The 25,619-nt window shown below is 72.8% G+C and carries 26 protein-coding genes; 1 reads left to right on the plus strand and 25 read right to left on the minus strand.

Annotation, left to right across the window (positions count from 1 at the left end; genetic code table 11):
- Positions 1-130 precede the first annotated feature (130 nt).
- The 16 genes from ACQP04_RS30305 to glyA all read right to left on the minus strand — a co-directional run bounded on the left by ACQP04_RS30305 (position 131) and on the right by glyA (position 14,316).
- Positions 131-973 carry a DUF1206 domain-containing protein gene (locus ACQP04_RS30305; RefSeq protein WP_433503936.1) on the minus strand — a complete coding sequence of 281 codons (843 nt, stop codon included), beginning with the start codon at positions 971-973 and terminating at the stop codon, positions 131-133.
- A gap of 260 nt (positions 974-1,233) precedes the next feature.
- Positions 1,234-2,502, minus strand: a complete 1,269-nt coding sequence (gene murA / locus ACQP04_RS30310; RefSeq protein WP_433503937.1) for a UDP-N-acetylglucosamine 1-carboxyvinyltransferase — start codon at positions 2,500-2,502, stop codon at positions 1,234-1,236.
- Positions 2,503-2,528: 26 nt separating this feature from the next.
- Positions 2,529-3,110 (minus strand): cob(I)yrinic acid a,c-diamide adenosyltransferase, encoded by a 582-nt coding sequence (locus tag ACQP04_RS30315; protein WP_433503938.1) that lies wholly within the window; start codon positions 3,108-3,110, stop codon positions 2,529-2,531.
- Positions 3,111-3,166: 56 nt separating this feature from the next.
- Positions 3,167-3,604, minus strand: a complete 438-nt coding sequence (locus ACQP04_RS30320; protein WP_433503939.1) for a DUF2550 domain-containing protein — start codon at positions 3,602-3,604, stop codon at positions 3,167-3,169.
- Between the two features lie 33 nt (positions 3,605-3,637).
- Entirely contained in the window at positions 3,638-4,021 is a 384-nt protein-coding gene (locus ACQP04_RS30325) for a F0F1 ATP synthase subunit epsilon (protein WP_433508467.1), read from the minus strand.
- A gap of 47 nt (positions 4,022-4,068) precedes the next feature.
- Positions 4,069-5,505 carry a F0F1 ATP synthase subunit beta gene (atpD, locus tag ACQP04_RS30330; protein WP_433503940.1) on the minus strand — a complete coding sequence of 479 codons (1,437 nt, stop codon included), beginning with the start codon at positions 5,503-5,505 and terminating at the stop codon, positions 4,069-4,071.
- Complete coding sequence (locus ACQP04_RS30335; protein ID WP_433503941.1) at positions 5,505-6,518, minus strand: F0F1 ATP synthase subunit gamma; 1,014 nt, start codon at positions 6,516-6,518, stop codon at positions 5,505-5,507. The genes atpD and ACQP04_RS30335 overlap by 1 nt, the downstream gene beginning before the upstream one ends.
- A 13-nt stretch (positions 6,519-6,531) precedes the next feature.
- Positions 6,532-8,178 carry a F0F1 ATP synthase subunit alpha gene (gene atpA / locus ACQP04_RS30340; RefSeq protein WP_433503942.1) on the minus strand — a complete coding sequence of 549 codons (1,647 nt, stop codon included), beginning with the start codon at positions 8,176-8,178 and terminating at the stop codon, positions 6,532-6,534.
- Positions 8,179-8,217: 39 nt separating this feature from the next.
- Positions 8,218-9,048 carry a F0F1 ATP synthase subunit delta gene (locus ACQP04_RS30345; RefSeq protein WP_433503943.1) on the minus strand — a complete coding sequence of 277 codons (831 nt, stop codon included), beginning with the start codon at positions 9,046-9,048 and terminating at the stop codon, positions 8,218-8,220.
- The gene (locus ACQP04_RS30350; RefSeq protein ID WP_433503944.1) at positions 9,048-9,590 is read right to left on the minus strand and encodes a F0F1 ATP synthase subunit B; all 543 of its coding nucleotides are present in this window, start codon (positions 9,588-9,590) and stop codon (positions 9,048-9,050) included. The genes ACQP04_RS30345 and ACQP04_RS30350 overlap by 1 nt, the downstream gene beginning before the upstream one ends.
- A gap of 39 nt (positions 9,591-9,629) precedes the next feature.
- Positions 9,630-9,836 carry an ATP synthase F0 subunit C gene (gene atpE, locus ACQP04_RS30355; RefSeq protein WP_037044700.1) on the minus strand — a complete coding sequence of 69 codons (207 nt, stop codon included), beginning with the start codon at positions 9,834-9,836 and terminating at the stop codon, positions 9,630-9,632.
- A gap of 75 nt (positions 9,837-9,911) precedes the next feature.
- Complete coding sequence (gene atpB, locus ACQP04_RS30360; protein ID WP_433503945.1) at positions 9,912-10,694, minus strand: F0F1 ATP synthase subunit A; 783 nt, start codon at positions 10,692-10,694, stop codon at positions 9,912-9,914.
- 57 nt (positions 10,695-10,751) lie between these two features.
- Positions 10,752-10,991 carry an AtpZ/AtpI family protein gene (locus ACQP04_RS30365; RefSeq protein WP_063739738.1) on the minus strand — a complete coding sequence of 80 codons (240 nt, stop codon included), beginning with the start codon at positions 10,989-10,991 and terminating at the stop codon, positions 10,752-10,754.
- Positions 10,992-11,262: 271 nt separating this feature from the next.
- Complete coding sequence (locus ACQP04_RS30370) at positions 11,263-11,709, minus strand: hypothetical protein (RefSeq protein ID WP_051737277.1); 447 nt, start codon at positions 11,707-11,709, stop codon at positions 11,263-11,265.
- Positions 11,710-11,744: 35 nt separating this feature from the next.
- On the minus strand, positions 11,745-12,983 hold the full coding sequence (locus tag ACQP04_RS30375; protein WP_433503946.1) for a glycosyltransferase family 4 protein: 1,239 nt from the start codon (positions 12,981-12,983) through the stop codon (positions 11,745-11,747).
- Positions 12,984-13,005: 22 nt separating this feature from the next.
- The gene (gene glyA, locus ACQP04_RS30380; protein WP_433503947.1) at positions 13,006-14,316 is read right to left on the minus strand and encodes a serine hydroxymethyltransferase; all 1,311 of its coding nucleotides are present in this window, start codon (positions 14,314-14,316) and stop codon (positions 13,006-13,008) included.
- A 170-nt stretch (positions 14,317-14,486) separates the two neighbouring features.
- Here glyA and ACQP04_RS30385 point away from each other — a divergent pair, with 170 nt between their 5' ends.
- Entirely contained in the window at positions 14,487-15,185 is a 699-nt protein-coding gene (locus tag ACQP04_RS30385) for a TetR/AcrR family transcriptional regulator (protein ID WP_433503948.1), read from the plus strand.
- Here the strand turns inward: ACQP04_RS30385 and ACQP04_RS30390 are convergent.
- The 9 genes from ACQP04_RS30390 to ACQP04_RS30430 all read right to left on the minus strand — a co-directional run bounded on the left by ACQP04_RS30390 (position 15,175) and on the right by ACQP04_RS30430 (position 25,542).
- Positions 15,175-16,131, minus strand: a complete 957-nt coding sequence (locus tag ACQP04_RS30390) for an endonuclease domain-containing protein (RefSeq protein WP_433503949.1) — start codon at positions 16,129-16,131, stop codon at positions 15,175-15,177. The two genes, ACQP04_RS30385 and ACQP04_RS30390, sit on opposite strands and share 11 nt — an antisense overlap.
- 166 nt (positions 16,132-16,297) lie before the next feature.
- Positions 16,298-16,957 (minus strand): L-threonylcarbamoyladenylate synthase, encoded by a 660-nt coding sequence (locus ACQP04_RS30395; RefSeq protein WP_433503950.1) that lies wholly within the window; start codon positions 16,955-16,957, stop codon positions 16,298-16,300.
- A 113-nt stretch (positions 16,958-17,070) separates the two neighbouring features.
- Entirely contained in the window at positions 17,071-17,931 is an 861-nt protein-coding gene (gene prmC / locus ACQP04_RS30400; RefSeq protein ID WP_433503951.1) for a peptide chain release factor N(5)-glutamine methyltransferase, read from the minus strand.
- Positions 17,932-17,938: 7 nt separating this feature from the next.
- Positions 17,939-19,024: a peptide chain release factor 1 gene (prfA, locus tag ACQP04_RS30405; RefSeq protein ID WP_433503952.1), complete on the minus strand. Its 1,086-nt coding sequence runs from the start codon at positions 19,022-19,024 to the stop codon at positions 17,939-17,941.
- A 92-nt stretch (positions 19,025-19,116) separates the two neighbouring features.
- Positions 19,117-19,335: a 50S ribosomal protein L31 gene (gene rpmE / locus ACQP04_RS30410; RefSeq protein WP_037044689.1), complete on the minus strand. Its 219-nt coding sequence runs from the start codon at positions 19,333-19,335 to the stop codon at positions 19,117-19,119.
- 170 nt (positions 19,336-19,505) lie between these two features.
- The gene (gene rho, locus ACQP04_RS30415) at positions 19,506-21,683 is read right to left on the minus strand and encodes a transcription termination factor Rho (protein WP_433503953.1); all 2,178 of its coding nucleotides are present in this window, start codon (positions 21,681-21,683) and stop codon (positions 19,506-19,508) included.
- 328 nt (positions 21,684-22,011) lie between these two features.
- Positions 22,012-23,058 (minus strand): homoserine kinase, encoded by a 1,047-nt coding sequence (gene thrB / locus ACQP04_RS30420; RefSeq protein ID WP_433503954.1) that lies wholly within the window; start codon positions 23,056-23,058, stop codon positions 22,012-22,014.
- A complete protein-coding gene (gene thrC / locus ACQP04_RS30425) occupies positions 23,058-24,137 on the minus strand; it encodes a threonine synthase (RefSeq protein ID WP_433503955.1) in 1,080 nt (359 codons plus the stop codon). The genes thrB and thrC overlap by 1 nt, the downstream gene beginning before the upstream one ends.
- Positions 24,138-24,177: 40 nt before the next feature.
- A complete protein-coding gene (locus tag ACQP04_RS30430) occupies positions 24,178-25,542 on the minus strand; it encodes a homoserine dehydrogenase (RefSeq protein WP_433503956.1) in 1,365 nt (454 codons plus the stop codon).
- Positions 25,543-25,619: the final 77 nt, after the last annotated feature.

Raw genomic sequence — 25,619 nt, forward strand, 5'->3', positions numbered from 1 at the left:
TCGTACTGGCCGGTAGCCTCCGCCACCCCCGACGAACGGACGTCGTCACACCTGTCTGGGTGGAAAAGTACGCGACTTGCGCGGAAAAGTACGCACCCGACCGGTCACACCGTCCGATCGGACGGGGCCGTCAGACCCGGTGGTACTTCGCGTCGAAGAAGCAGAAGACGCCGTAGGCCGCGATCCCGATCGCCACCAGACCGAGCAGCACCACGCCGAAGGGCTGGCCGGCCAGCGTCTTGAGCGCGCTGTCGAGCCCGTTGGCCTTGGCCGGGTCGAACGTGATGGCCGCGGAGACGATCAGCCCGCCCAGCACGCCGATCGCGATCCCCTTGGCGATGAAACCGACCTGGCCGGTGCGCTCGTCGACCTTCCGCGCCTGCGGGTGGACGCCGGCGAGGTCCTGGTCCTCGGTGAACTTCTTCTTCGCGCCGTGCCAGATCATCACGGCGCCGCCGATCACCACACCGACACCGACGATCCCGACGATCACCTGGCCGCCCGGCAGCCCGAGCACGCCCGCGGTGGCCTTGCTGCCCCCGCCGCCGCCCGCGTTCCCCTGCGTCGCCGCGCGCACGGTGAGGACCGCCAGCGCGGCGTAGACCACCGCCTGGCCCGCACTGACCAGGCGCTTGACCAGCTTCTTCTTCTTGTCCTCCACGTAGCCGAAGCCGAAGAGCGCGGTCGACAGCCGCCACAGGACCACGGCCACGAAGCCGACGAACAGCACCCACAGCAGCACCCGCCCGAAGGGCTGCTGCGCGAGCGTGGTGATCGCGCCGCTCTGGTCCGCCTGACCGCCGCCGCCCAGCGCCACCTGCAGCGCCAGCCACGCGATGAGCAGGTGCAGCACGCCGTTGGCGGCGATCCCGACCCGGGCACCCTTGCGCACGGGCTCGCTGCGGGCCGCCTTCGCCGCGTGCCGGTGCGCACCGCGGGCGGCCGTGCCGACGGACCCGGCGACCTCGCCCACCTTCTCGCCGACGCCGCCCGTCGGCTGCCCCGAGGACTGCGACGACGTCGGCTCTGCCGACGCGTCCGACGTCCCGTCCGGACTCCGCCCCGCCCCGTGCCTTCGCGAGGTTCGGGACGATCGGTCCGGGCTGACGTCGGTCATCGGTTCCTCCGGCGGTCATGCGTCCGGGTGAGGGATCACCCGGAGGTGACGCGGACTGTCGCACGTCAGGAGGGATTCGGCATCCCGAACTGCTCCGTCGGAGGGAACCCCGGCTGCTACCGCTCGGGGTCGGCCGAGACCCGCCGGATGTCGGCGCCCAACGACGCCAGGTTCTCGACGAACCGGGGGTACCCGCGGTCGATGTGGTCGACGTCCCAGACCTCGGTCACGCCGTCCGCACACAGCCCGGCGAGCACGAGACCTGCCCCGGCCCGGATGTCGCTGGCCCACACCGGGGCGCTGGAGAGCTGCTCCACCCCGCGGACGACGGCGTGGTGGCCGTCCGTGCGGGCGTCGGCGCCCAGCCGGACCATCTCGTCGACGAACCGGAAACGCGCCTCGAACACGTTCTCGGTGATCATGGAGGTGCCGTCGGCCACCGCGGACAGCGCGATCGCCATGGGCTGCAGGTCCGTGGCGAAGCCCGGGTACGGCAGCGTCACGAAGTCCACGGCCAGGGGGCGCCCGGCCATCGACACCGAGAACTCGTCGACGCCCGCTCGGGTCTCCGCGCCCGCGCTGCGCAGCTTGTCCAGGACGAGCTCGAGGTGGTGCGGGTCGACCCCGCGGACGGTGACGTCGCCGCGGGTCATCACCGCGGCGAAGGCCCAGGTGGCGCCGACGATCCGGTCGCCGATCACGCGGTGGGTGGTGGGCTGCAGGCCGGAGACGCCGTGCACGGTGAGCGTCGACGAGCCGACGCCCTCGAGCTTCGCACCCATCTGCTGCAGCATCACGCACAGGTCCACGATCTCGGGCTCGCGCGCGGCGTTGTCGATGACCGTGGTCCCCTCGGCCAGCACGGCCGCCATCAGGATGTTCTCGGTGGCCCCGACGCTCGGGAAGTCCAGCCAGATCTGCGCGCCGTGCAGGTCGTCGGCCTGCGCGACGACGCGGCCGTGCTCGATCTCCGTGGTCGCGCCGAGCTTCCGCAGGCCGTTGGCGTGCATGTCCAGCGGCCGCGAGCCGATGGCGTCGCCGCCGGGCAGCGGCACGACGGCCTTGCGGCAGCGGGCCACCAGCGGGCCCAGCACGCACACCGAGGCCCGCAGCCGCGACACCGAGCGGTAGTCCGCCTGGGCACCCGGCTCGGCCGGCACGTCGATGGTGACCCGGTCCCCCGCCACCTCGACCGTGCAGCCGAGGCTGCGCAGCACGTCCGCCATCAGCGGGACGTCGAGGATCTCGGGGCAGTTCGTGATGGTCGTCGTGCCCTCGGCCAGCAGCGCCGCCGCCATCAGCTTCAGCACGCTGTTCTTGGCCCCGACGACGTCGACCGTCCCGGACAGCCGGGCGCCGCCGCGGACCGCGAAATGCTCCGTCACGACGCCCGACGGTATCGGCTCCCGGCTCAGCTCCCGCCCTCGGGCCCACCCGGCTGCCACAACACGTCGCCGTCCGGGTTCGCGGCGCGGCAGAGGATGAACAGCAGGTCGGAGAGCCGGTTGAGGTACTTGGCCGTGAGCGGGTTGGTCCGCTCGGCGTCCGTCTCCAGGAGCGCCCAGACGCTGCGCTCCGCCCGCCGCGCGACGGTGCGGGCGACGTGCAGGTAGGCGGCGCCGGGCGTGCCGCCGGGGAGGATGAACGACGCCAGCTTGGGCAGGTCGGCGTTGAACTCGTCGCACCAGCCCTCGAGCCGGGTGATGTACTTCTCGTCGATCCGCAGGGGCGGGTACTCCGGATCGGGGACGATCGGCGCACAGAGGTCGGCGCCCACGTCGAACAGGTCGTTCTGCACCTGGCGCAGCGGCACCAGGAGCCGCTCCTCAAGCTGCCCGACGGTGACGGCGACGCCGACGGCCGCGTTGCACTCGTCCGTGTCGGCGTAGGCCGCGAGCCGGCGGTCGGTCTTCGGGACGCGGCTGAAGTCGCCGAGCGCGGTGGTCCCGTCGTCGCCGGTCTTGGTGTAGATCCTGGTCAGGTGCACGGCCATGGGCCGAGCCTAACCGGCGCAACCCGCTCGGGCGCCGGCCCGAAGGACAGGGCCGCTCAGCTGGCCTGCCGGTAGCCGGTGCTGCGGCCCGGCGGAGTGGCCTCGAGCCAGGCCAGGAAGCCGGTGAGGACGTCCTGGGACATGGCCAGCTCGACGTCCTCGCCGTGGTCGCGACACCGGAGCACCGCGGCGGCGTAGGGGATGGCGAAGGACTCCTCGGGCAGCGGGTCCCGCCGGTCCACGATCTCGACCTCGGTGCGGTCGATGGCGACGGTCGGGCCCACCCGGAAGCTCGTCAGCCGGTACCAGGCGAACTCGTCCCCCCGGTAGCGCCCGACGCCGAAGTGCCAGTCCGTGACGGCGAAGCGGCGGCGCAGACACAGGTCCACACCGCCGCCCCGCATGAGTCGTACCCGTCGTACGGCGAGCCAGCCCAGCAGCAGGCACGCGAGCAGCAGCACGACCCCGACCACGATCGCCACGGTCCCGGCCACTGCTGCGTCGACGCTCCCGCCTGCTGTCCGGGCCTACTGCCCGGCCGCGGCGGACTCGGCCGCCCGCAGCCGTACCTCGGCCCGCTTGCGCGCCGCCACGCCCTCCTCGTCGGACGTGTCCGCGCGGTCGAGCGCCGAGCGGGCGCGGCTGACGTCGATCTCGTCGGCCAGCTCGGCGAACTCGGCCAGGATCGACACGCGCTCCGGCGAGATCGACAGGAAGCCGCCGTGCACGGCCACGGTGAGCGGCGAGCCCTCCACCGGGTCGATCCGGACGACGCCCGCCTCCTCGAGCTGCGCGAGCGTGGGCTCGTGGCCGGGCATGATGCCCAGCTCGCCCTCGGTCGTGCGGGCGAGCACGAAGCTCGCCTCGCCCGACCAGAGCCGGCGCTCGACCGCGACCAGCTCCACGGTCATCTCCGCCAACTGACGACCTCCTTCGTCGCTCGTGGGCACATCCGCGATCAGCCCTCGAGCTTCTTGCGGTTCTTCTCGAGGTCCTCGAGACCACCGCAGAGGAAGAAGGCCTGCTCGGGCACGTCGTCGAACTCGCCCTTGGCGATCTTGTCGAACGACTCGATGGTCTCCTTGAGGGGCACCGTCGAGCCCGGCTGCCCGGTGAACTGCTCGGCGACCAGCAGGTTCTGCGACAGGAAGCGCTCGATCCGGCGGGCCCGGCCGACGAGCTGCTTGTCCTCCTCGGACAGCTCGTCGATACCGAGGATCGCGATGATGTCCTGCAGGTCGTTGTACTTCTGCAGGATCCGCTTGACCTCGTTGGCGACGCGGAAGTGCTCCTCGCCGATGTACTGCGGGTCGAGGATCCGCGAGGTCGAGGTCAGCGGGTCCACCGCCGGGTAGATGCCCTTCTGCGAGATGGGGCGGGAGAGCTCCGTCGTCGCGTCCAGGTGGGCGAACGTGGTGGCCGGCGCGGGGTCGGTGTAGTCGTCCGCGGGCACGTAGATCGCCTGCATCGAGGTGATCGAGCGGCCGCGGGTCGAGGTGATCCGCTCCTGCAGCTCGCCCATCTCGTCCGCCAGGGTCGGCTGGTAGCCCACCGCGGACGGCATGCGGCCCAGCAGCGTGGAGACCTCGGAGCCGGCCTGGGTGAACCGGAAGATGTTGTCGATGAAGAGCAGTACGTCCTGGTCCTGCTCGTCGCGGAAGTACTCCGCCATCGTGAGGGCCGAGAGAGCGACGCGCATACGCGTGCCCGGCGGCTCGTCCATCTGCCCGAACACCAGGGCGGTGTCGTTGATGACGCCGGACTCGGTCATCTCCGTGATGAGGTCGTTGCCCTCACGGGTGCGCTCGCCGACCCCGGCGAACACCGACGTACCACCGAAGTTCTTGGCGACACGGGTGATCATCTCCTGGATGAGCACCGTCTTGCCCACGCCGGCGCCGCCGAACAGGCCGATCTTCCCACCCTGCACGTAGGGGGTGAGCAGGTCGATGACCTTGATGCCGGTCTCCAGCATCTCGGTCTTGCCCTCGAGCTGGTCGAAGTTCGGCGCCTTGCGGTGGATGCTCCACAGGTCGCCGGTCGGCTTGAAGTCCACATCGTCCAGGCAGTCGCCCAGCGCGTTGAACACGTGCCCCTTGACCTGGTCGCCGACCGGCACCGAGATCGGCCGGCCGAGGTCCTCGACCGTCTGGCCCCGGACGAGGCCGTCCGTCGGCTGCATGGAGATCGCACGGACCACGTTGTCGCCCAGGTGCAGGGCGACCTCCAGGGTCAGCGTCTTCGCCAGGTCGCCGAACTCCACCTTCACCTGCAGGGCGTTGTAGAGGTCCGGGACGGCGTTGCGCGGGAACTCGACGTCGACGACCGGGCCCGTGACCCGGACGACGCGGCCCGTTGTCGTGCCGGCGGCCGTGTTCTCAACGGTGGCGGTCATCAGCTCTCACTTCCTGCGCTGACGAGAGCGTCGGCGCCACCGACGATCTCGCTGATCTCCTGGGTGATCTGGGCCTGACGGGCCTGGTTGGCCTCCAGCGTCAGGGTACGGATGAGTTCGTTCGCGTTGTCGGTCGCGGCCTTCATGGCCCGCTGCCGGTTGGCCGACTCCGACGCCGCCGACTCGAGCAGCGCCGCGAACAACCGCGCCCCGACGTACTTCGGCAGGAGCGCGTCGAACAGGACGTCCGCACTCGGCTCGAAGGCGTAGAGCCGCGCCGGGCCGTCGTCGGAGCCCGGGCCCGACTCGCCGGGTCGGACACCGGTCGCGCCGCCGGTCTCCGTCTCCGACGTCGTGGCGTCGATCCCGTCGCCCTCGCCGGCGTACTCGACCTCCATCGGCGCCATCCGCCGCGCCTGCGGCACCTGGTTCACCATGTTCCGGAACTGCGTGTACACCAGGTGCAGTTCGTCGACGCCGCGGACACCGTCGTCGCCGTCGGACTCGTCGGTGTCGTCCGCCCCCGCCATGAACGCCTTCACCAGGGTGCGTGCCACCTCGGCGGCGTTCTCGTAGTTCGGCTGCTCCGAGAACCCGGTCCAGGAGGCCTCGATCTGCCGCCGGCGGAACCGGTAGTAGTTCACGCCCTTGCGCCCGACCACGTAGAGCACCGGCTCCTTGCCCTGGTCGCGCAGGAGCGCCTGGAGCTGCTCGGCCTCCTTGAGCACGTTGGCGTTGTAGCCGCCCGCCTGGCCACGGTCACTCGTCACGACGAGGACCGCGGCCCGCTTCGGGTTCTCCCGCTCGACGAGGAGGGGGTGGTCGAGCGCCGAGTTGCTGGCCAGCTCGGTGAGCGTGGCCGTCATCTGCTCGGCGTACGGCTTGGCCTCCTCGACCCGCGCCCGGGCCTTCGCGATCCGGGAGGTCGCGATGAGCTCCATCGCACGCGTGATCTTCTTGATGGACTGCGTCGACCTGATCCGCCGCCGCAGCACACGGATCTGTGCCGCCATCGGTCCCTACCCGTCAGCTCGAAGCCGGCGCCGGCTTGTTGACCTTGACCGTCTCCTGGTCGACCTGGTCCTCGTCGAGGGCCTCGGCCTTCTCCTCCTTGACCACGGAGGAGCCGTCGGACGCGGTGAAGTTCCTCTTGAACTCGTCCACCAGGCCCTTGAGCCGGTCGACGTTCTCGTCCTTGAGCAGCCCGGTGTCCCGGATCTCCCCGAGGACGCCCTCGTGGTTGCGGCGGACGTGGTCGAGGAACTCGCTCTCGAAGCGCGAGATGTCGGCGACCGGGACCGTGTCGAGCTGACCGGAGGTGCCGAGCCAGATCGAGACGACCTCGTCCTCGACCGCGAACGGCGCGTACTGCGCCTGCTTGAGCAGCTCGACCAGGCGCTCACCGCGGCCCAGCGCGGCGGCCGACGCGGCGTCGAGGTCCGAACCGAAGGCGGCGAAGGCCTCCAGCTCGCGGTACTGGGACAGGTCCAGACGCAGGGAGCCGGACACCGAGCGCATCGCCTTGATCTGCGCCGAACCACCGACCCGGGAGACCGAGATACCGACGTTGATCGCCGGCCGGACGCCCTGGTTGAACAGGTCCGACTCGAGGAAGACCTGGCCGTCGGTGATCGAGATGACGTTCGTCGGGATGTACGCCGACACGTCGTTGGCCTTGGTCTCGATGATGGGGAGGCCGGTCATCGAGCCCGCGCCGAGGTCGTTCGACAGCTTGGCGCAGCGCTCCAGCAGGCGGGAGTGCAGGTAGAAGACGTCGCCCGGGTAGGCCTCACGGCCCGGCGGGCGGCGCAGCAGCAGCGAGATCGCGCGGTACGCCTCGGCCTGCTTGGACAGGTCGTCGAAGACGATGAGCACGTGGTTGCCGGCGTACATCCAGTGCTGGCCGAGGGCCGAGCCGGTGTACGGGGCGAGCCACTTGAAGCCGGCCGGGTCGGACGCCGGGGCGGCGACGATCGTCGTGTACTCGAGCGCGCCCGCGTCCTCCAGCGACTGCCGGATACCGGCGATCGTGGAGCCCTTCTGGCCGATCGCGACGTAGATGCAGCGGACCTGCTTCTTGGGGTCGCCCGACTCCCAGTTCTGCCGCTGGTTGATGATCGTGTCGACGCAGACCGCGGTCTTGCCGGTCTTGCGGTCGCCGATGATCAGCTGGCGCTGGCCGCGGCCGATCGGGGTCATCGCGTCGATCGCCTTGATGCCGGTCTGCAGCGGCTCGCGGACCTCCTGGCGCTCCATCACGGAGGCGGCCTGGAGCTCCAGCACCCGGCGGGTCTCGGCCTCGATGTCGCCCAGGCCGTCGATCGGGGCGCCCAGCGGGTCGATGACCCGGCCCAGGAACTTGTCGCCGACCGGCACCGAGAGGATCTCGCCGGTCCGCTTGACCTGCTGGCCCTCCTCGATCCCGCCGTAGTCCCCCAGGATCACGGCGCCGATCTCCCGCGCGTCGAGGTTCAGCGCGACACCCCGCACGCCCCCCGCGAACTCGAGGAGCTCGTTGGTCATCGCCGAGGGCAGGCCCTCGACGTGGGCGATGCCGTCACCGGTGTCGGAGACGGTGCCCACCTCTTCGCGGGAGGTCCCGGTCTCCAGCGACGAGACGTAGCTGGAGATCGCACTCCGGATCTCCTCCGGGGAGATCGTCAGCTCTGTCATGGCTGTCGTCTGTTCCTTCTCTTCGAAAACGTGGGGCGGTCAGCTCGGGATCGACCGGCGGGCCGCGGCGAGCTTGCCGGACACACTGCCGTCGATGACCTCGTCGCCGACCCTGATGACCATGCCGCCCAGCAGGCTCTCGTCGAGCTCCACCTGCACCGCGATGTCCCGGCCGTAGAGGCGCGTGAGGGAGGCGGTGAGCTGCTGCTCCTGGGCCTCGCTCAGGGCGACCGCCGTGCGCACGTAGGCGACGGAGCGGTTGCGCCGGGCCGCGGCGAGCTCGGACAGCTCCTCCGCGGCGACGTCGAGGTGCCGGGCCCGCGGGGTCCGCACCAGGTCCCGCAGCAGGGCCGCGGTGACCGGGTAGACCTTGGTGCCCAGCACCGAGTCCAGCAGCCGGACCCGCTTGTCCGCCGGCACGTCCGCGTCGGACAGCAGGGCCGTGAGCTGCGGCTCCCGCTCCAGGATCCGGCCGAACCGGAACAGCTGGTCCTCGACGTCGTCGAGGGCACGCTGCTTCTCGGCGGCGGCCAGCAGCGCGGTGCGGGCCAGCGACTCCGTCGCCTCGACCAGGTCGGCCGGACCGGACCAGCGGGCCGCGACCAGGTCCCCGACGCTCTCGAGGGTGGCCGGCGCGACCTTGCCGCTCAGCACGCCGGTGGCGAGCCGGCTGCGCTGCTCCGACGTGGTGGCCGGGTCGGAGAGCGCCCGGCGCAGGCTGCGCTCGGCGACCAGCAGCCGGGTGACGGCGTAGAGCTCCTCGCCCAGCTTCTGCCGGTCACCCGCGGCGAGCGGGCCGAGCCGGGTCTCGAACCGCTGCGAGACCTCGCCCAGCGACTCGCGGCTGGTGGCACCCAGGACGAGCGCCATCAGCTCGCCCCGGTCGTCTGGCGCGGGACCATCGCGTCGAGCTCCGAGAGGAAGCTGTCGACGGTGGCCGACCGGCGCGTCGGGTCGGCGAGCTCCGACCCGAGGATGCGCTCGGCCAGCTCGGCCGACAGGCCACCGATCTCGCCGCGGAGCGACCGCTCCGCGGACTCGCGCTGCGCCACGACCTGCTCCTCGGCACGCGCCCGGATCCGCGCGGCCTCCTCCTCGGCCTCGGTGCGCAGCTCGGCCTTGATCTGCTGGCCCTCGGCACGGGCGTCGTCGCGGATGCGCGCCGCCTCGGCCCGCGCGCCCGCGAGCTGGTCCTCGTACTTCTTCTTCAGCGCGTCGGCCTCGGCCTGCGCCGACTCGGCCCGCTTGAGGCCGCCCTCGATCTGGTCCGTGCGCTCCGCGTACAGCTTCTCGAACTGCGGGAACACGGTCTTCGCGAGGACCCAGAACAGCAGGCCGAACGCGACGAGACCGACGATGATCTCGGCGAGGTGCGGGACGAGCGGGTTCAGCTCCTCCGCGGCGATTGTCATGGTGTGCTCCTCCGCGTCACCTGTGGTTCAGGGGGTGCGTCAGAGGGCGAAGGCGAGCACCAGGCCCAGAATCGCGAGGGCCTCCGAGAGGGCGAAGCCGATGAACGCGATGCCCTGGAGCTGGCCGCGGGCCTCCGGCTGACGGGCGACGCCGTTGATGAAGGCCGCGAAGACGATGCCGACGCCGATACCCGGGCCGATGGCCGAGAGGCCGTAGCCGATGGCGTTCAGGTTACCGGTGATCATTGCGCTTTCCTTTCGATCCGGGTCCGCGGCCGTCCCGCGGTTCCGAAGGGTCTCTGGGGTGGGACTCGACGGGACCTAGTGGTCGTCCGCGAGGACGGTGCCGATGTACGACGCCGTGAGCATGACGAAGATGTATGCCTGGATGACCTGCACGAACGCCTCGAAGAACGTGAAGACGATCGCCATCAGGAACGCGAACGGGGACAGCACCTTCAGCTGCCAGTCGCCCGCGTGCAGGAGCATGTACTCGCCGCCGAGGACGAACAGCAGCAGCAGCAGGTGGCCGGCGAACATGTTGCCGAAGAGCCGCAGCGACAGGGTGACCGGCCGCAGGACCAGGTTCGACAGGAACTCGATCGGCGTGAGGATGATCCGCACCCACCACGGCACGTCCGGCGGCCAGGTCGACAGGCGCATGTAGCCGCCGAACCCGTGCTTGCGGACGCCCGCGTACGTGAAGACGACGTACACGAGCGCGGCCAGCGCGTAGGGCACGCCCGGGTGCGAGAAGGTGGGGAACTGGATGAACGGGATGATCCCGAACAGGTTGTTCACCAGGATGAAGGCGAACAGCGCGGTCAGGAACGGCACGTACTTGACGAAGTCGCGCCCGCCGATCATGTCCCGCGCGATCGTGTTCCGGACGAGGCCGTGGAAGGCCTCGCCGAGGAACTGCGTCTTCCCCGGCACGAGCGCAGGCTTGCGCACGGCCACCAGGAAGAACGCGGCGATGATGACCGCCGCGAGCACGAGCTCCAGGACCGGCTTGGTCACGGGCCCGAAGACCGGCGGCAGCTGGAAGTCCTCGACCCCCGGGGCTTCGAACCCCGGCGCCGGGGCGGTGGCCGTCGTGGTCACCCAATGCTCCTTCCGGTTCCGCCGTCCGGGGAGCCGGAACCTGCGGAATCGAGACGATCAGGACTTAACGTACCTGACGTAGATCAAGTACATCGAGGCCGCCGTACCGACCAGCAGGCCGGCCACGGTGAAGCCCCGTAGGTCGAACAGTTCGTCCACCCCCCACCCGATTCCCCCGAAGAGGAGGATTCCGGTCAGGAGGTGCGACAGAGCGGTCCAGGCCTCGCCGGGCGGCGGCGTGCGCCCCGACGTCCCGCCGGGGCCGCCGCTCGCCTTGTGCGGCCGTTCCTGCTCCATCACGACGGACCCTATCAGCCGGGTTACGGCTCACTTACCCGGTACGACCTGCCTCGACGGCCCCGGGCGGCCCGATCCTTACCCTCCGGCACCCTCACGGGCGCCCGACGTCGCTCTATCGTCTGTAGAAGTTCCGGGAGCGTGTGACGCAGGTCGCTCTGAGAGCGCCATCACGGACATCTCGGACACCGCGGACAGGATCCGCAACTTCACCCGATCAGCCCAACGAGTGCGGCTCGACGACCTGGTCGGGCGGGTGCGGACGACCCCGTCAGACGTCGACGGACGGAGCCTTCGCGCGCACGAACCCGACGACCTCACCGGCGATCCAGCCGACGGTGACACCCAGGAGGCTGAACGCGAAGGTCTGGTTGTCGAACAGGGTCGTACCCCGGAAGACGAGCAGGAAGACCAGAAGGATCACGAACTTGCCGGCGAAGGACGCCATCGCGCCCACCATGACCCCGCCGGGCGTCGCGCGGGCAGTCCCCTTCATCACCGCGGTGCCGATGAACCCGAGGGCCAACCCGATCACCACCCCGAGCAGGCCACCGATCAGGCCGGGAACACCCCGCAGCAGCACCGACAGGACGATCGCGACCACGCTGACCGCGACACCACCCACGATCGCGGCCTTCTGCATGGCGGCGGCCAGCCGCAGCACGGTGCGGACGTGCGGCTGCTCGGCCGCGGGGGCGGGGTCCGGGTTCTCGCTCATGGTCACTCCTCGTCGGCCGGGACGGGCCGCTCGTGTCAGGTCCGCCCGGTGGCTCGCGGCGGGGCGCCGGGTCGGGGCGGCCCCGCGGACCCGGCCCGTCGCGCGGTGCGGGCGCGCGGCACGGCGGTGGCGAGCACCGCCACGCCCAGGCCGAGCGCGACCGCCCACAGCACGAAGGCCGGGTCGTCGATCAGGGCGAGCGCCACCGCGCCGAACGCGAGGATGCCCGCCCACAGGTAGATCAGGAGCACCGCGCGCCGCTGGCTGTGCCCGATCTCCAGCAGCCGGTGGTGCAGGTGCATCTTGTCAGGCGAGAAGGGGCTCATCCCGGCCCGGGTGCGCCGGACGACCGCCATCAGCAGGTCCAGCAGCGGCACGAACACCACCGCGGCCAGCACGATGAGCGGGGCGAAGAGCGCCAGGACGTCCGTCCCGTCGGTGGTCGTGGTGATCGGGATCTTGCCCGACGCGCTCGTCGTCGCGGCCGCGAGCATGAGCCCGATCAGCATCGAGCCGGAGTCGCCCATGAAGATGCGGGCCGGGTTGAAGTTGTGCGGCAGGAACCCCAGGCATGCCCCGGCCAGCACGGACGCCATCAGCGCGGGCGGGTAGGCCGCCGCGTCGTTGCCGTTCTCGCGGACCAGGCCGATCGCGAAGGCACAGGTCGCGGTGGCGGCGATGAGGCCGATGCCGGCGGCGAGCCCGTCGAGCCCGTCGACGAAGTTCATGGCGTTGACCAGGGCGACGGTCAGCACCACCGTGAGCACGACGCCTTGCTCGGGCCCCAGGGACAGGATCGAGCCGGAGATGCCGGTCCCGCCGCCGCCCCACGGGATCCAGAACACCGAGAACTGCACGCCGAACAGCACCAGCACGCCCGCCGCGGTGACCTGGCCGGCGGCCTTGGTGATCGCGTCGAGCTCGAAGCGGTCGTCCAGGGCGCCCACCGCGACCAGCAGCGCGGCCGCGAGCAGCACGCCCTGGACGTCCCGCGAGTAGTCGAAGGCCAGGCGCAGCGCGGGCAGTTGGGCGGCCAGCCCGATGCCGGCGAGCACGCCGCCGAACATCGCCAGCCCGCCCCACCGCGGCGTCGGCGTGACGTGGACGTCCCGGCCGCGGGGCCAGGCCACGGCGCCGAGCCGCAGCGCCAGTACCCGCACCAGGCCGACCAGCAGGAACGTCACGACGGCGGCGGCCAGCCCGACCAGCAGGTACTCCCGGATCGGGAGGCCCAACCCGAAGGAGGACTGGCCGTACGAGGACTGGGCGAGCACCACCGCGTGCGCGCGGGCCGGGTCAGCCGCGCGGGTAGGCGGGGGCGCGCGAGACCAGGGCGGAGACGGCCTGCGCGACGTCCGCCAGCTCGCGGTCGCCCGCCGTGGTGCCGTGCTCCGCCTTGACCGCGCGCGCCAGCAGCGAGGCGATCTCCGCCATGTCCGACTCGACCATGCCCTGCGTGGTCGTGCTGGGCGAGCCCACCCGGATGCCCGAGGGCTTCATCGGCGGGGCCGGGTCGTACGGGATGGCGTTCTTGTTCAGCGTGATGCGGGCGAGGTCGCAGCGGGCCTCGGCCTCGCCGCCGGTCACGCCGATCGGGCGCAGGTCGATCAGCGCCAGGTGCGTGTCGGTGCCGCCGGAGACGGCGCGCATGCCCTCGGCCTCGAGGCCCTTCGCCAGCGCCTGGGCGTTGGCGATGACCTGGTTCGCGTAGGCCTGGTAGGCGGGCTGCGCCGCCTCCTTCATCGCGACGGCCTTCGCCGCCACCGAGTGCATCAGCGGGCCGCCCTGGGAGAACGGGAAGACGGCCTTGTCGATCGCCTTCGCGTGCTCCTCGCGGGCGAGGATCATGCCGCCGCGCGGGCCGCGCAGGACCTTGTGCGTGGTCGCGGTGACGACGTCGGCGAACGGCACCGGCGACGGGATCGCCTTGCCGGCGACCAGGCCGATGAAGTGCGCGGCGTCGACCATCAGCTTGGCGCCGACCTCGTCGGCGATCTCGCGGAACCGCGCGAAGTCGATCAGCCGCGGGTAGGCCGTGGCGCCGGCAATGATGATCTTCGGCTGGTGCTCCAGCGCCAGGTCGCGGACCTGGTCGTAGTCGATGAGCTCGGAGTCCTCGCGCACCGTGTAGGACACGGCGTGGAACCAGAGGCCCGAGAAGTTGACCTTGCTGCCGTGGGTGAGGTGGCCACCCTGCTTGAGGTCCATGGCCAGCACGGTGTCGCCGGGCTTGGCGAAGGCCGCATAGGCGGCGAGGTTCGCGCTGGCGCCGGAGTGCGGCTGCAGGTTGACGTGCTCGGCGCCGAACAGCGCCTTCGTGCGCGCGTTGCCGATCTCCTCGGCCTGGTCCACCACCTGGCAGCCGCCGTAGTAGCGGCGGCCCGGGTAGCCCTCGGCGTACTTGTTCGAGAGCGTGGACCCCAGCGCCGCGAGGACGGCCGGGCTGGTGAGGTTCTCGCTGGCGATCAGCTGCAGTCCGCCGCGGAGGCGCTCCAGCTCGTCGAGGACGACGCCGGCGATCTCCGGGTCCTCCTGCTGCAGGGCTCCGAAGTCCGGGCCCCAGAACGGCACGTCCTGACCGGGGGCGTTCTCGCTGTGCGCACTCACGGTGGACCAGGCTACCTGCGGTTCCTCCCCGTCCGACGAGGACCCGCTCACAAATCCGAGGTCCTGCGGAGCGTCACCGGCTCGTGCACGGACCGTACGAACCGGGTCGCTTTCCGGATCGGTGCTCGCTGACGTGGACACTGCTCCGGAACGCTGGGAGACTTCCCCGCATGACCTCCCCCCGCTCCGCGCCCCGGACCGCCCGCGAGCGCGTCCGCGCGCAGCTCACCGCCGAGATCGTCGACGTCGCCCGGACGCACCTCGCCACTTCCGGCGCGGCGGCGCTGTCGCTGCGGGCGGTCGCGCGGGAGCTGGGGATGGTGTCGTCGGCGGTCTACCGGTACTTCCCCAGCCGGGACGACCTGCTCACCACGCTGATCATCGAGGGCTACGACGCGCTGGGCGAGGCCGCCGAGCTCGCCGAGGCCGCCGTCGCGCGCGAGGACCTGCTCGGTCGCTGGCACGCGGCCTGCACCGCGGCCCGGAGCTGGGCGCTGGCGCACCCGCACGAGTACGCGCTGCTCTACGGCTCCCCCGTGCCCGGGTACTCGGCGCCGCAGGACACCACGGGCCCCGCGGGACGCGTCGCGCTCGTGCTCGCCGGTGTGGTGCGGGACGGGATCGCCTCCGGCGCCGTCACTCCCCCGCCCGGCGACGACGACGCCACCATCCACCCCGGCCTGCTCGACGAGCTGGGCCTCCCGGAGGGCACCGGGCTCGGCGGGCGCCTGGTGCTGGCCTGGTCGGGCCTCTTCGGCGCCATCGGCTTCGAGCTCTTCGGCCACACCCACAACGTGGTCGTGGCACACGAGGACCACTTCCGCTCCCTCTCCACGCGCCTGGCCACCGAGGTGGGCCTCACGGCTTGATCATCAGGAGCTCAGGGCTGTCCGAGCATGATCGTCGAGCTCTGAGCTCCTTCTCGACGGCGAGGAGCGCGGTGCGGTCGGCCAGCTGGGCGCTCGCCAGGCGCAGGGTGCGCTCCGGGTGGCGCACGATGTCGGCGGCCTGGAAGCGCATCGTGTACCACCCGAGCGCACCGGTCCGCAGGTCGCGCTCGCGGTCGAGGGCGTCGTCGTGGTCGCCGCCGTCGTACTCGAGGGCCAGTCTCGCCTGCGGATACGCCAGATCGAGCCGGGCGACGACCCGACCGCCGGCCTCGCACAGGACGTACCGCACGACCGGTGCGGCACGCCCGCCGAGCACCAGGACGAGCCGGAGCTTCGTCTCCATCGGCGACTCGGCGCGTGGCGCAGCGAGGGCGACGACCCGGTCGAGTCCCCGGGAGCCGCGAGCGCTGGGGTTCGCCGCGCGGCGGGTCAGCAGTGCGGCGGGGTCGAAGCGCAGCGGGCCACCCGGCCGGGCGGGCCGGGCCAGGGCGTCAAGAGCGACGACCGCTTCGACCAGGTCGAGGCGCCTCGTGAGGTCCCATGCGGTCCGCTCCCGCCCGGTGACCACGACCGCGGGCCCACCCGATGTCGCGACACGGCGGAGGTCGTGCGGCGCGGCCCTGCCCTGGTGCGCCAGCAGGCCGGGGTGGCCCGCGACATGGGCCGGCACCAGCACCTCGGCAGGTGCCCCGCGCGGCTCGCACGACGCCCCCAGCAGCTGCGCCGCCGAGTAGCCCGCGAGCACGCCGCCCCGCCGCTCGACGTGCAGGAACGCCGCACGGCTCAGCACGTCGAAGGTCGGCGCGCGACCCGCCGGCACCTGGACGTCGGGGAAGACCCGCACGAAGCGGGGGCCGCGGAGCACGCCGCGGGTGATCAGTCCGGCGCGGACGGCGTCGGAGCCGAGGAACGGTGAGTCGAGCACCCCCGCACGCTCGCCGCCCCCGCCGCGCCGCCGCGGGCCAGAACACGGTCACCCGGCACCGAGCCCCGCGCTGGCCGCGGCTCCTCGCGCCCAGCCATGATCATCAGGAGCTCAGGGTCGATCAGGCGACCGCTGCGAGCCCTCAGCTCCTTCTCGGCGAAGCCGATCAGCCGAGGGGGACGTCCTGGCCCACGACCTCGGCGACCTGGGCGCGGCTGACGGCGCCCTCGCGGAGGATGCGGGGCTGCTTGCCCGTCAGGTCGACGATGGTGGAGGCCACCGGGTCGCCGCTGGGGCCGCCGTCGAGGTAGAGGGCGACGGAGGAGGCGAGCTGGTCGAGGGCCTCGGCGGCGGTGCTCGCGGGCGGGCGGCCGGAGATGTTCGCGCTGCTCACGGCCATGGGGCCGACCTCGCGGAGGAGCTCGAGCGCCACCGGGTGCAGCGGCATCCGCAGCATCACGGTGCCCTTGGTGGAGCCGAGGTCCCACGACAGCGACGGGGCGTGCGGCAGCACGAGGGAGAGCCCGCCCGGCCAGAACGCCTCGATCAGCGCGCGGGCGGTCGCGGGGACGCCGAGGACCAGACCGTCGATCGTGGACCACGACCCGACCAGCACGGGCACCGGCATGTCCGGGCCGCGGTGCTTGGCGGCGAGCAGGCTGCGGACCGCGGTCGAGGAGAAGGCGTCGCAGCCCAGGCCGTACACGGTGTCCGTCGGCAGCACGACGAGCTGTCCGGCCCGCACGGCGCGTGCGGCGGCGGTCAGCCCCTCGACGCGGGCGTCGGGGTCGGAGCAGTCGTAGACGGGAACGGCCGGAGCAGTCACGTCGGGCACCCTACGACCGCGCCCGGAGTACCCCGTCCGCACCCCCGTGACATGCACGAACGGCACTCTTGTGCGGACCTACCGCACAAAAGTGCCGTTCGTGCGGAAAGGGGTCAGGCGGGGGTGGTGCGGCGGGCGGTGGCGAAGCGGGGGCGGCCGTTGAGGTCGGCGTGCTCCTGGACGTCCGTGAGCACCTTGCGCCGCCGGAGCAGGGCGGGGACCGACTCGCCGTGGGTGTCGTCGTGCTCGATCGCGAGCCCGCCGCCGTAGCGCAGCAGGGTCGCGGCCAGCGAGATCACGGCCGGGATGAGGGCCAGTCCGTCCGCCCCGCCGAACACGGCGACGGCCGGGTCCCACTCGGCGACCTCGGGCGGCACCGGCGTCCCCTCCGGCACGTACGGCGGGTTGCACACCACGAGGTCGACGCGGGCCTCGAGCTCGGGCAGCGGGTCCGGCCAGCGGACGTCCGCCGCGTGCAGCGTCACGCGGTCGCCGTGGGCCGCGATGTTCCGCCGCGCCCAGCTGAGCGCGCCGGGGTCGATGTCGACGGCGTGCACCCGCGCGTCGGGACGGCTCTCGGCGAAGGCGAGCGCGAGCGCCGCCGTGCCGGTGCACAGGTCCACGACCAGCGGGTTCTCGACGCCGCGCAGCTGCCGCAGGCCCCACTCGAGGAGCAGCTCGGTCTCCGGGCGCGGCGTGAACACCCCGCGCCCGACGGCGACCTCGACGGGTCCGAGGACGGCGGTGCCGAGGACGTGCTGCAGCGGCTCGCGGGTGGCCCGCCGGGCGACGAGCCGGCGCAGCTCCTCCACCTGCGGCGGGTCGACGAGCGGGTGCAGCATCAGCCGCCCGCGCGGCACGCCGACGACATGCGAGGCCAGGAACTCCGCCTCCACCCGGGGCGACTCGATCCCGGCCGCCGCCAGCGACCGCTCGGCCTCCGCGATCGCCACCCGCAGGGGCTCCCGGCTCACGCGTGCCTCACGCGCCCTCCTCGGCGGCGGCGATGGCCTCGGCCCGCTCGGCCTTCGTCAACGCGCCGACGACGTCGTCGAGGTCGCCGTCGAGCACCGCGGAGAGGTTGTGCGCCTTGTAGCCCACCCGGTGGTCGGAGATGCGGTTCTCCGGGAAGTTGTACGTGCGGATGCGCTCGGACCGGTCGACGGTCCTGACCTGCGACTTCCGCTCCGCCGACGCCGCCGCGGCCTGCTCGGCCTCGTGCAGCGCCTGCAGCCGGGACCGCAGCACCTCCATGGCGCGCGCCCGGTTCTGCAGCTGCGAGCGCTCGTTCTGGCAGCTCACCACGATCCCGGTGGGCAGATGCGTGATGCGCACCGCCGAGTCCGTGGTGTTGACGCTCTGCCCGCCGTGTCCGGACGAGCGGAACACGTCCACCCGGATGTCGTTCTCGTCGACCTCGACCTCGGCGTCCTCCCCGGTGTCGGGGTAGACGAGCACGCCGGCTGCCGAGGTGTGGATGCGCCCCTGCGACTCGGTGACCGGGACGCGCTGCACCCGGTGCACGCCGCCCTCGAACTTCAACGCGGACCACACGCCGTCCGGCGTCGGTGCGCGGGACTTGAGGAGCAGGGTGATGTCCTTGTACCCGCCCAGGTCGGAGCCGACGGAGTCGAGCACCTCGACCTTCCAACCTCGGCGCTCCGCGTAGCGGGTGTACATCCGCACGAGGTCGCCCGCGAACAGCGCCGACTCCTCGCCGCCCTCGCCGGACTTGACCTCCATGACGACGTCGTCGCCGTCGTGCGGGTCGCGCGGGACCAGCAGCTCGGCCAGCCGAGCCTCCAGGCCCGGGATGCGCGCCGCGATCTCGGCCGCCTCGGCGGCGAACGCCTGGTCCTCGGCGGCCAGCTCGCGCGCGGCGGCCTCGTCCGACCGTGCTCCGGCCAGCTCGCGCGCCACGGCGACGACCGGGCCGAGCTCGGCGTAGCGCCGGCCGAGCTTGCGGGCCGTGGTCGCGTCGGCGTGCACCGCCGGGTCGGCCAGCCGCGTCTCCAGCTCGGCGTACTCGTCGATCAGCGCGTCCACGCCTGCCGCGCTGCTGCTCACCGCCACCACGTACCCCGCTCTCCCTGGTCGTCACCCCTGACATGCGAACGGCGCCCGGCCCCTGGTGAGGGGACGGGCGCCGGACGGGGAAGCTACTTGGCGGCCTTGCGCTTGCCGTAGCGGGCCTCGAAGCGGGCGACGCGGCCACCGGAGTCCAGGATCCGCTGCTTGCCCGTGTAGAAGGGGTGGCAGGCGGAGCAGGTCTCGACGGTCATCGAGCCGCTGGTCTTGGTGCTGCGGGTGGTGAACGAGTTGCCGCAGCCGCAGGTGACCTGGGTCTCGACGTACTGGGGGTGGATGCCCTCACGCATGGGATGTTCCTCTCGAAGATCGGCCGCCGGGTCTCACACCCCTCGCCGTTCGGGGGCTTCCGGGGGCGGAGCCCCCGGATGTGGGTGAACCGGAGCCGGATGCGTACGGACCCATTCAACCACCCGGCCCCGGCGGGGATTCCCACCGGGGCCGGGCGTCGAGGCGCGGGTCAGTCGTCGTTGCCGAAGTTCCCCGGCGTGGTCTTCTGGACCTGCATGAGGAACTCGATGTTGGTGCGGGTCTTGCGGAGCTGCCCCAGCACCAGCTCGATCGCCTGCTGGTGGTCGAGCGCGGCGAGCACGCGGCGGAGCTTGACGCTGATGGCGAACTCGTCGCCGGACATCAGCAGCTCCTCCTTCCGGGTGCCGGACGCGTCGACGTCGATCGCCGGGAAGATCCGCTTGTCCGCGAGCTTGCGGTCCAGCTTGAGCTCGGCGTTGCCGGTGCCCTTGAACTCCTCGAAGATCACCGTGTCCATCGTCGAGCCGGTCTCGACCAGCGCGGTGGCGAAGATGGTCAGCGAACCGCCGTCCTCGATGTTGCGCGCCGCGCCCAGGAACCGCTTCGGCGGGTAGAGCGCGGTCGAGTCGACACCACCGGACAGGATCCGGCCCGACGCGGGGGCGGCCAGGTTGTAGGCGCGGCCCAGGCGGGTGATCGAGTCCAGCAGGACGACGACGTCGTGCCCCATCTCCACCAGCCGCTTCGCGCGCTCGATGGCGAGCTCGGCGACCGCGGTGTGGTCCGACGGCGGGCGGTCGAAGGTCGAGGCGATGACCTCGCCCTTCACCGACCGCTGCATGTCGGTGACCTCCTCCGGCCGCTCGTCGACGAGCACGACCATGAGGTGGACCTCGGGGTTGTTCGTGGTGATCGCGTTGGCGATCGACTGCAGCACCATCGTCTTGCCGGCCTTCGGCGGCGAGACGATCAGCGCGCGCTGCCCCTTGCCGACCGGCATGACCAGGTCGATGACCCGGGTGGTGAGCTTCGACGGCTCGGTCTCCAGGCGCAGCCGCTCGTTCGGGTAGAGCGGGGTGAGCTTGGTGAACTCCGGCCGCTGCTTGCCCGACTCCGGGTCGCGCCCGTTGATGCTGTCGATGCGCACCAGCGGGTTGAACTTCTGCCGCTGCTGCTCACCCTCGCGGGGCTGGCGGACGGCACCGGTGATCGCGTCGCCGCGGCGCAGGCCGTGCTTGCGGACCATCGACAGCGACACGTACACGTCGTTCGGGCCGGACAGGTAGCCGGTGGTCCGGACGAACGCGTAGTTGTCCAGGATGTCGACGATGCCGGCCACCGGCAGGAGGACGTCGTCGTCGCGCACCTCGGTGTCGACGTTGCGCTCGCCGCCCCCGCGGGTGTCGCGGTCGCGGCCCCGGCGGCGGTCCCGGAAGCGGCGCCCGCGGCGGCCGCGGCCGTCGCCGTCCTCGTCGCCGTCGTCGTCCGCCCGGGAGTCCCGCGGCTCGCTCCGGCCGTCCGCGCGGCCGTCTCCGCGGTTGTCGGTGCGCTCGTTGCGGTCGTTGCGGTTGCGTCCGCCGCCTTCACCGCGGTCGTTGCGGTCGTTGCGGTTGCGGCCGCGGTTGCGCCCGCCCTCGCCGTCCCGGTCGGACCGCTCGCCGCGGTCGGACTTCTCCTTCTCGGGAACGCCGACGCTCGCGGCCACCGCCTCGAGGGTGTCCGACTGCGGCTCGCCGCCGGAGCGGCGGCGGGTCTGGCGGCGGCGGCCGCCCTCCTCGCCCTCCGGCGACTCGGCGGGCTGCCCGCCGGCCTGCTCGGGGGCCGGGGCGGCACCGTTGGCGGCCTGCTCGGGCGCGTGCCCGTTGACCTGCCCGTTCGCCACGTCGGCGGTCGGGGCGACCCCGTTGACGCCGGGGGTCGGCTTGGGCTCCGGGGCGCCCGCGGGCCGGGTCGCCGCGCGGCGGCGCCGGGTCGGGGCGGGGGCCTCGGCGGAGGCGGGGGCGTCGGCCGGCTGCTCGGCCGGCTTCTCGGCGGGCGCCGACGGGGCCGCGGTCTCCGCGGCGGACGCCGCGGGGGCCTCGACGCTCTCGGCCTTGGCCGCGCGGGTGCGGCGCGGCTTGACGGGCGCGGTGTCCTCGCCGCCGTCGAGCGGGAGCTGGTCGGCGGCGGAGGCCTTCCTCGAGGTCCGCTTGGCCGGCGCGCCGCCCTGCTTCTCCTTGATGGCGGCGATGAGGTCGCCCTTCCGCATCCCGGCGATGTCCGGGATGTTCAGCTCCCCGGCGAGCTGGCGCAGGTCGGCGAGGACCATTCCGGACAGTCCGCCCCGCCTCTTGGGGGCAGCACCCTCTGCCGTTGCCGGGGTGCTGACGAGATCGGTCTCGCTCACGAAGTTCCTTCCTGACCGGCCCGCGGGCGGTGCCGGGACCAGCGGATTCCACACGTCACGTCCGGCTCCTCCGCCGGACTACGACGCCGGGGCGGCATGAAGAGAGCCGCCGTCGGCGATGTGCAGGGGCGGCGACCAGTGCGACGGTCGCGGGGAAGAGGCCGCTCGGTCCGGTCCGGATTCCGACCGCATGGACTGCAGTGAGTGGGTTCCGGCTCGAGAGGCCACGCGGATGACGCGTGGATCGCCGTGCGCAATCGAGGGTAGACCGTCCAGGGTTCCGCGGCAACAACACCCTCGGTCGGGCCCGGCGTGTCGGCGCAGGACCTCAGCCGATCTCGACCTGCGCACCCAGCGTGTCGACGGGCAGCGGGAGCGCCGTGAAACCGGCGGTGTCCACGCTCCCGGGCAGCGTCCCGTCCGTGGTCAGCGCCAGGACGGTCGGTCCGGCGCCGGAGATCGCGGCCGGCACGCCGTGGGCGCGCAGCGCGTCGACGAGGTCCGCGGACCCGGGGTAGGCCGGGCGGCGGTAGCCCTGGTGCAGCCGGTCCTCCGTGGCCGCCATCAGCAGCTCGGGCCGCTGGGTGAAGGCGAGGACGGAGAGTGCGGTCCGGCTCCCGGTGAACGCCGCGTCGGGCAGCGGGACCAGCTCGGGAAGGAGACCGCGGGTCGTCCTGGTGGAGGACTCGACCCCTGCGACGAGCGCGACCGGCGCGATGCCGGCGTGCACGTCGAGCCGTACAGCGTGGAACCGGGCCGAGGTATTCCCACAGTCGGGGGGCTCCGCCCCCCACGCCCCCGGAACGACCGGCTCCGCCCCCCGACGCCCCCCCGGAACGACCGGCTCCGCCCCCCGACGCCCCCCCGGAACGACCGGCTCCGCCCCCCGACGCCCCCCCGGAACGACCTGGACCTGCTCCCAGGCCACGACGAAGCCGCCGAGCAGGCTGGCCGCGGCGTTGTCCGCGTGCCCCTCCATCCCGGCCGTGACCTGTAGCAACGCCTCCTGCTCGAGCTTCGGGTCGCGCCCCGACAGCACGCAGGCGGCGACGGCACCGGCCACCGCCGCGGCGGCCGAGCTGCCCAGCCCGCGCGAGTGCGGGATCGCGTTGCGGCACCGCATCCGCAGGCCCGCCGGCCCGTCCCCGAACAGCGCCCACGCGGTCCGCATGGCGCGCACCACAAGATGCGTCTCGTCACACGGAACCTGCGCGGCGCCCTCACCTTCGACCTCGACGTGCACGCCGGGCTCCGCCGTGGCGCACACCTCGACGTCGTCGTACAGGCCGAGCGCGAGCCCGAGCGAGTCGAAGCCCGGCCCGAGGTTGGCCGACGACGCCGGAACGCGCACCCGCACCTCGGTGGGCCGCCCCATCAGGCCAGCTCCAGGGCCGCGGCCACGGCCGTGGGGTCGATCGGCACGATCTCGGGCGCCGGGGCGGTGGCCAGCACGCTGTCCGGGTCCTTGAGCCCGTTGCCCGTGACGGTGCACACCACGAGCTGCCCGCGGTCCAGCCAGCCGTTCGCCGAGGCCTGCAGCAGCCCGGCGACGCTCGCGGCCGACGCGGGCTCCACGAACACGGCCTCGCGGGTGGACAGCAGCCGGTGCGCGGCCAGGATCTCGTCGTCCGTGACGGCGGCGAACCGGCCGTCGGACTCCTCGCGGGCGGTCTCGGCGCCGTTCCACGAGGCCGGCGCGCCGATCCGGATCGCGGTGGCGATCGTCTCGGGGTTCTTCACGGGCGCGCCGTGGACCAGCGGCGCGGCACCGGCGGCCTGGAAGCCGAACATGCGCGGCAGCGAGGAGACCAGCCCGTCGGCGTGGTAGCCGCGGTAGCCCTTCCAGTACGCGGTGATGTTGCCCGCGTTGCCCACCGGCAGGCAGTGCACGTCGGGGGCGCGCCCCAGCGCGTCGCAGATCTCGTAGGCCGCGCTGGCCTGGCCCGCGATCCGGGTCGGGTTCACCGAGTTGACCAGCGCGATCGCCGGGTAGTCCGCGGTGGTCTTGCGGGCCAGCTCGAGGCAGTCGTCGAAGTTGCCGTCGATCTGCAGGATCCGGGCCCCGTGCGCGACGGCCTGGGCCAGCTTGCCCAGCGCGATCTTGCCCCGCGGCACCAGCACGGCGCTGGTCATCCGGGCGCGGGCGGCGTAGGCGGCCGCCGAGGCGGACGTGTTGCCGGTCGACGCGCAGAGCACGCTCTGCTTGCCCTCGGCGAGCGCCGCGGTCACGGCCATGGTCATCCCGCGGTCCTTGAAGGACCCGGTCGGGTTGAGGCCGTCGACCTTGAGGTGGACCTCGCAGCCGGTGCGCTCGGACAGCACCGGCGCCGGCAGCAGCGGCGTGCCGCCCTCCGCCAGGGTGACGATCTCCCAGTCCGGCCCGACGGGCATCCGGTCGCGGTAGGCCTCGATCACGCCCGGCCAGGGGGCCAGCCGGTTCACGGCGGTGCTCACAGTCTCTCCCGTCATCGCGCGGCGTCGTCCGCCCGCGCACTCATCCGGCCACTCCGAGGGTGCTGACCGGACGGCCCAGCCCCTCCACGCGCAGCACGCTCTCCACACCGCGGACCACGTCGAGCCCGGCGAGCGCCTCGACCGTCGCGTGCAGCGCGGAGTCCGGCGCCCCGTGCGTCACGACGACCAGGCGCGCGGCCTCGGCCTCGGCCTCCGGCACGTCCCCGTCCTCGCGGCCGCCGGTCTGGCGCACCGCGGCGATGCTCACCCCGCGCCGCGCGAACTCGCCCGCGACCGCGGACAGCACGCCCGCGCGGTCCGCGACCTCGAGGCTCACGTGGTAGCGGGTGTGCACGTCGCCGATCGGCAGCACCGGCAGGCTCGCGTAGGCGGACTCGCGCGGCCCGCGCCCGCCGCCGACCCGGTTGCGCGCCACGGCGACCAGGTCGCCCAGGACCGCGCTGGCGGTGGGCGCGCCGCCCGCGCCCTGGCCGTAGAACATCAGCTGGCCGGCGGCGTCGGCCTCGACGAACACGGCGTTGAACGCCCCGTCGACGCCCGCCAGCGGGTGGCTCAGCGGGATCATCGCCGGGTAGACGCGCGCGGACACGGACTCGGGCGCACCGCCGGAGCCGGGGACGCGCTCGCAGATCGCGAGCAGCTTGATCGCGCAGCCGAGCCCGCGGGCGGCGGCGATGTCCGCGGCGGTGACCCGGCGGATGCCCTGGCAGTGCACGTCGGCCGCGGTGACCCGGGTGTGGAAGGCGATGGTGGCGAGGATCGCGGCCTTGGAGGCGGCGTCGTAGCCGTCGACATCGGCCGTCGGGTCGGCCTCGGCGTACCCGAGCCGGGTGGCCTCCTCGAGCGCCTCCGCGTAGCCGGCGCCCGAGGCGCTCATCGCGGAGAGGATGAAGTTGGTGGTGCCGTTGACGATCCCGGCCACGCGGGTGATCCGGTCCCCGGCGAGCGACTCGCGCAGCGGGCGGAGCAGCGGGATCGCGCCCGCGACGGACGCCTCGTAGTAGAGGTCGACGCCCGCGGCGTCGGCGGCCTCGGCGAGCGTGGCCCCGTCCTCGGCGAGCAGCGCCTTGTTCGCGGTGACCACGGACTTGCCGGACTTGATCGCCTGCAACAGCAGGGTGCGGGCGGGCTCGATGCCGCCGACGACCTCGACGACGACGTCCACGTCGTCCCGCGTGACGAGCGCGGAGGCGTCCGTGGTCACCAGGTCGGGGTTCAGGTCCGGGTGCCGGTGCGGGCGGCGCACGGCCACCCCGGCGAGCTCGACGGGCGCGCCGACGCGGGCGGTGAGGTCCCCCGCCTGGTCCTCGAGCAGCCGGACGACCTCGGACCCGACGGTCCCGCAGCCCAGCAGCGCGACCCGGACGGGCGCGTCTGACGTCACGACGATCCTCCTGACACGGTCATGCGGGCGATCCCGGCGGATGCGACGGGCCGGGCCCGACCGGGGATCATCCCTGC

Source organism: Pseudonocardia halophobica (assembly GCF_050948485.1).
Lineage (GTDB): Bacteria > Actinomycetota > Actinomycetes > Mycobacteriales > Pseudonocardiaceae > Pseudonocardia > Pseudonocardia halophobica.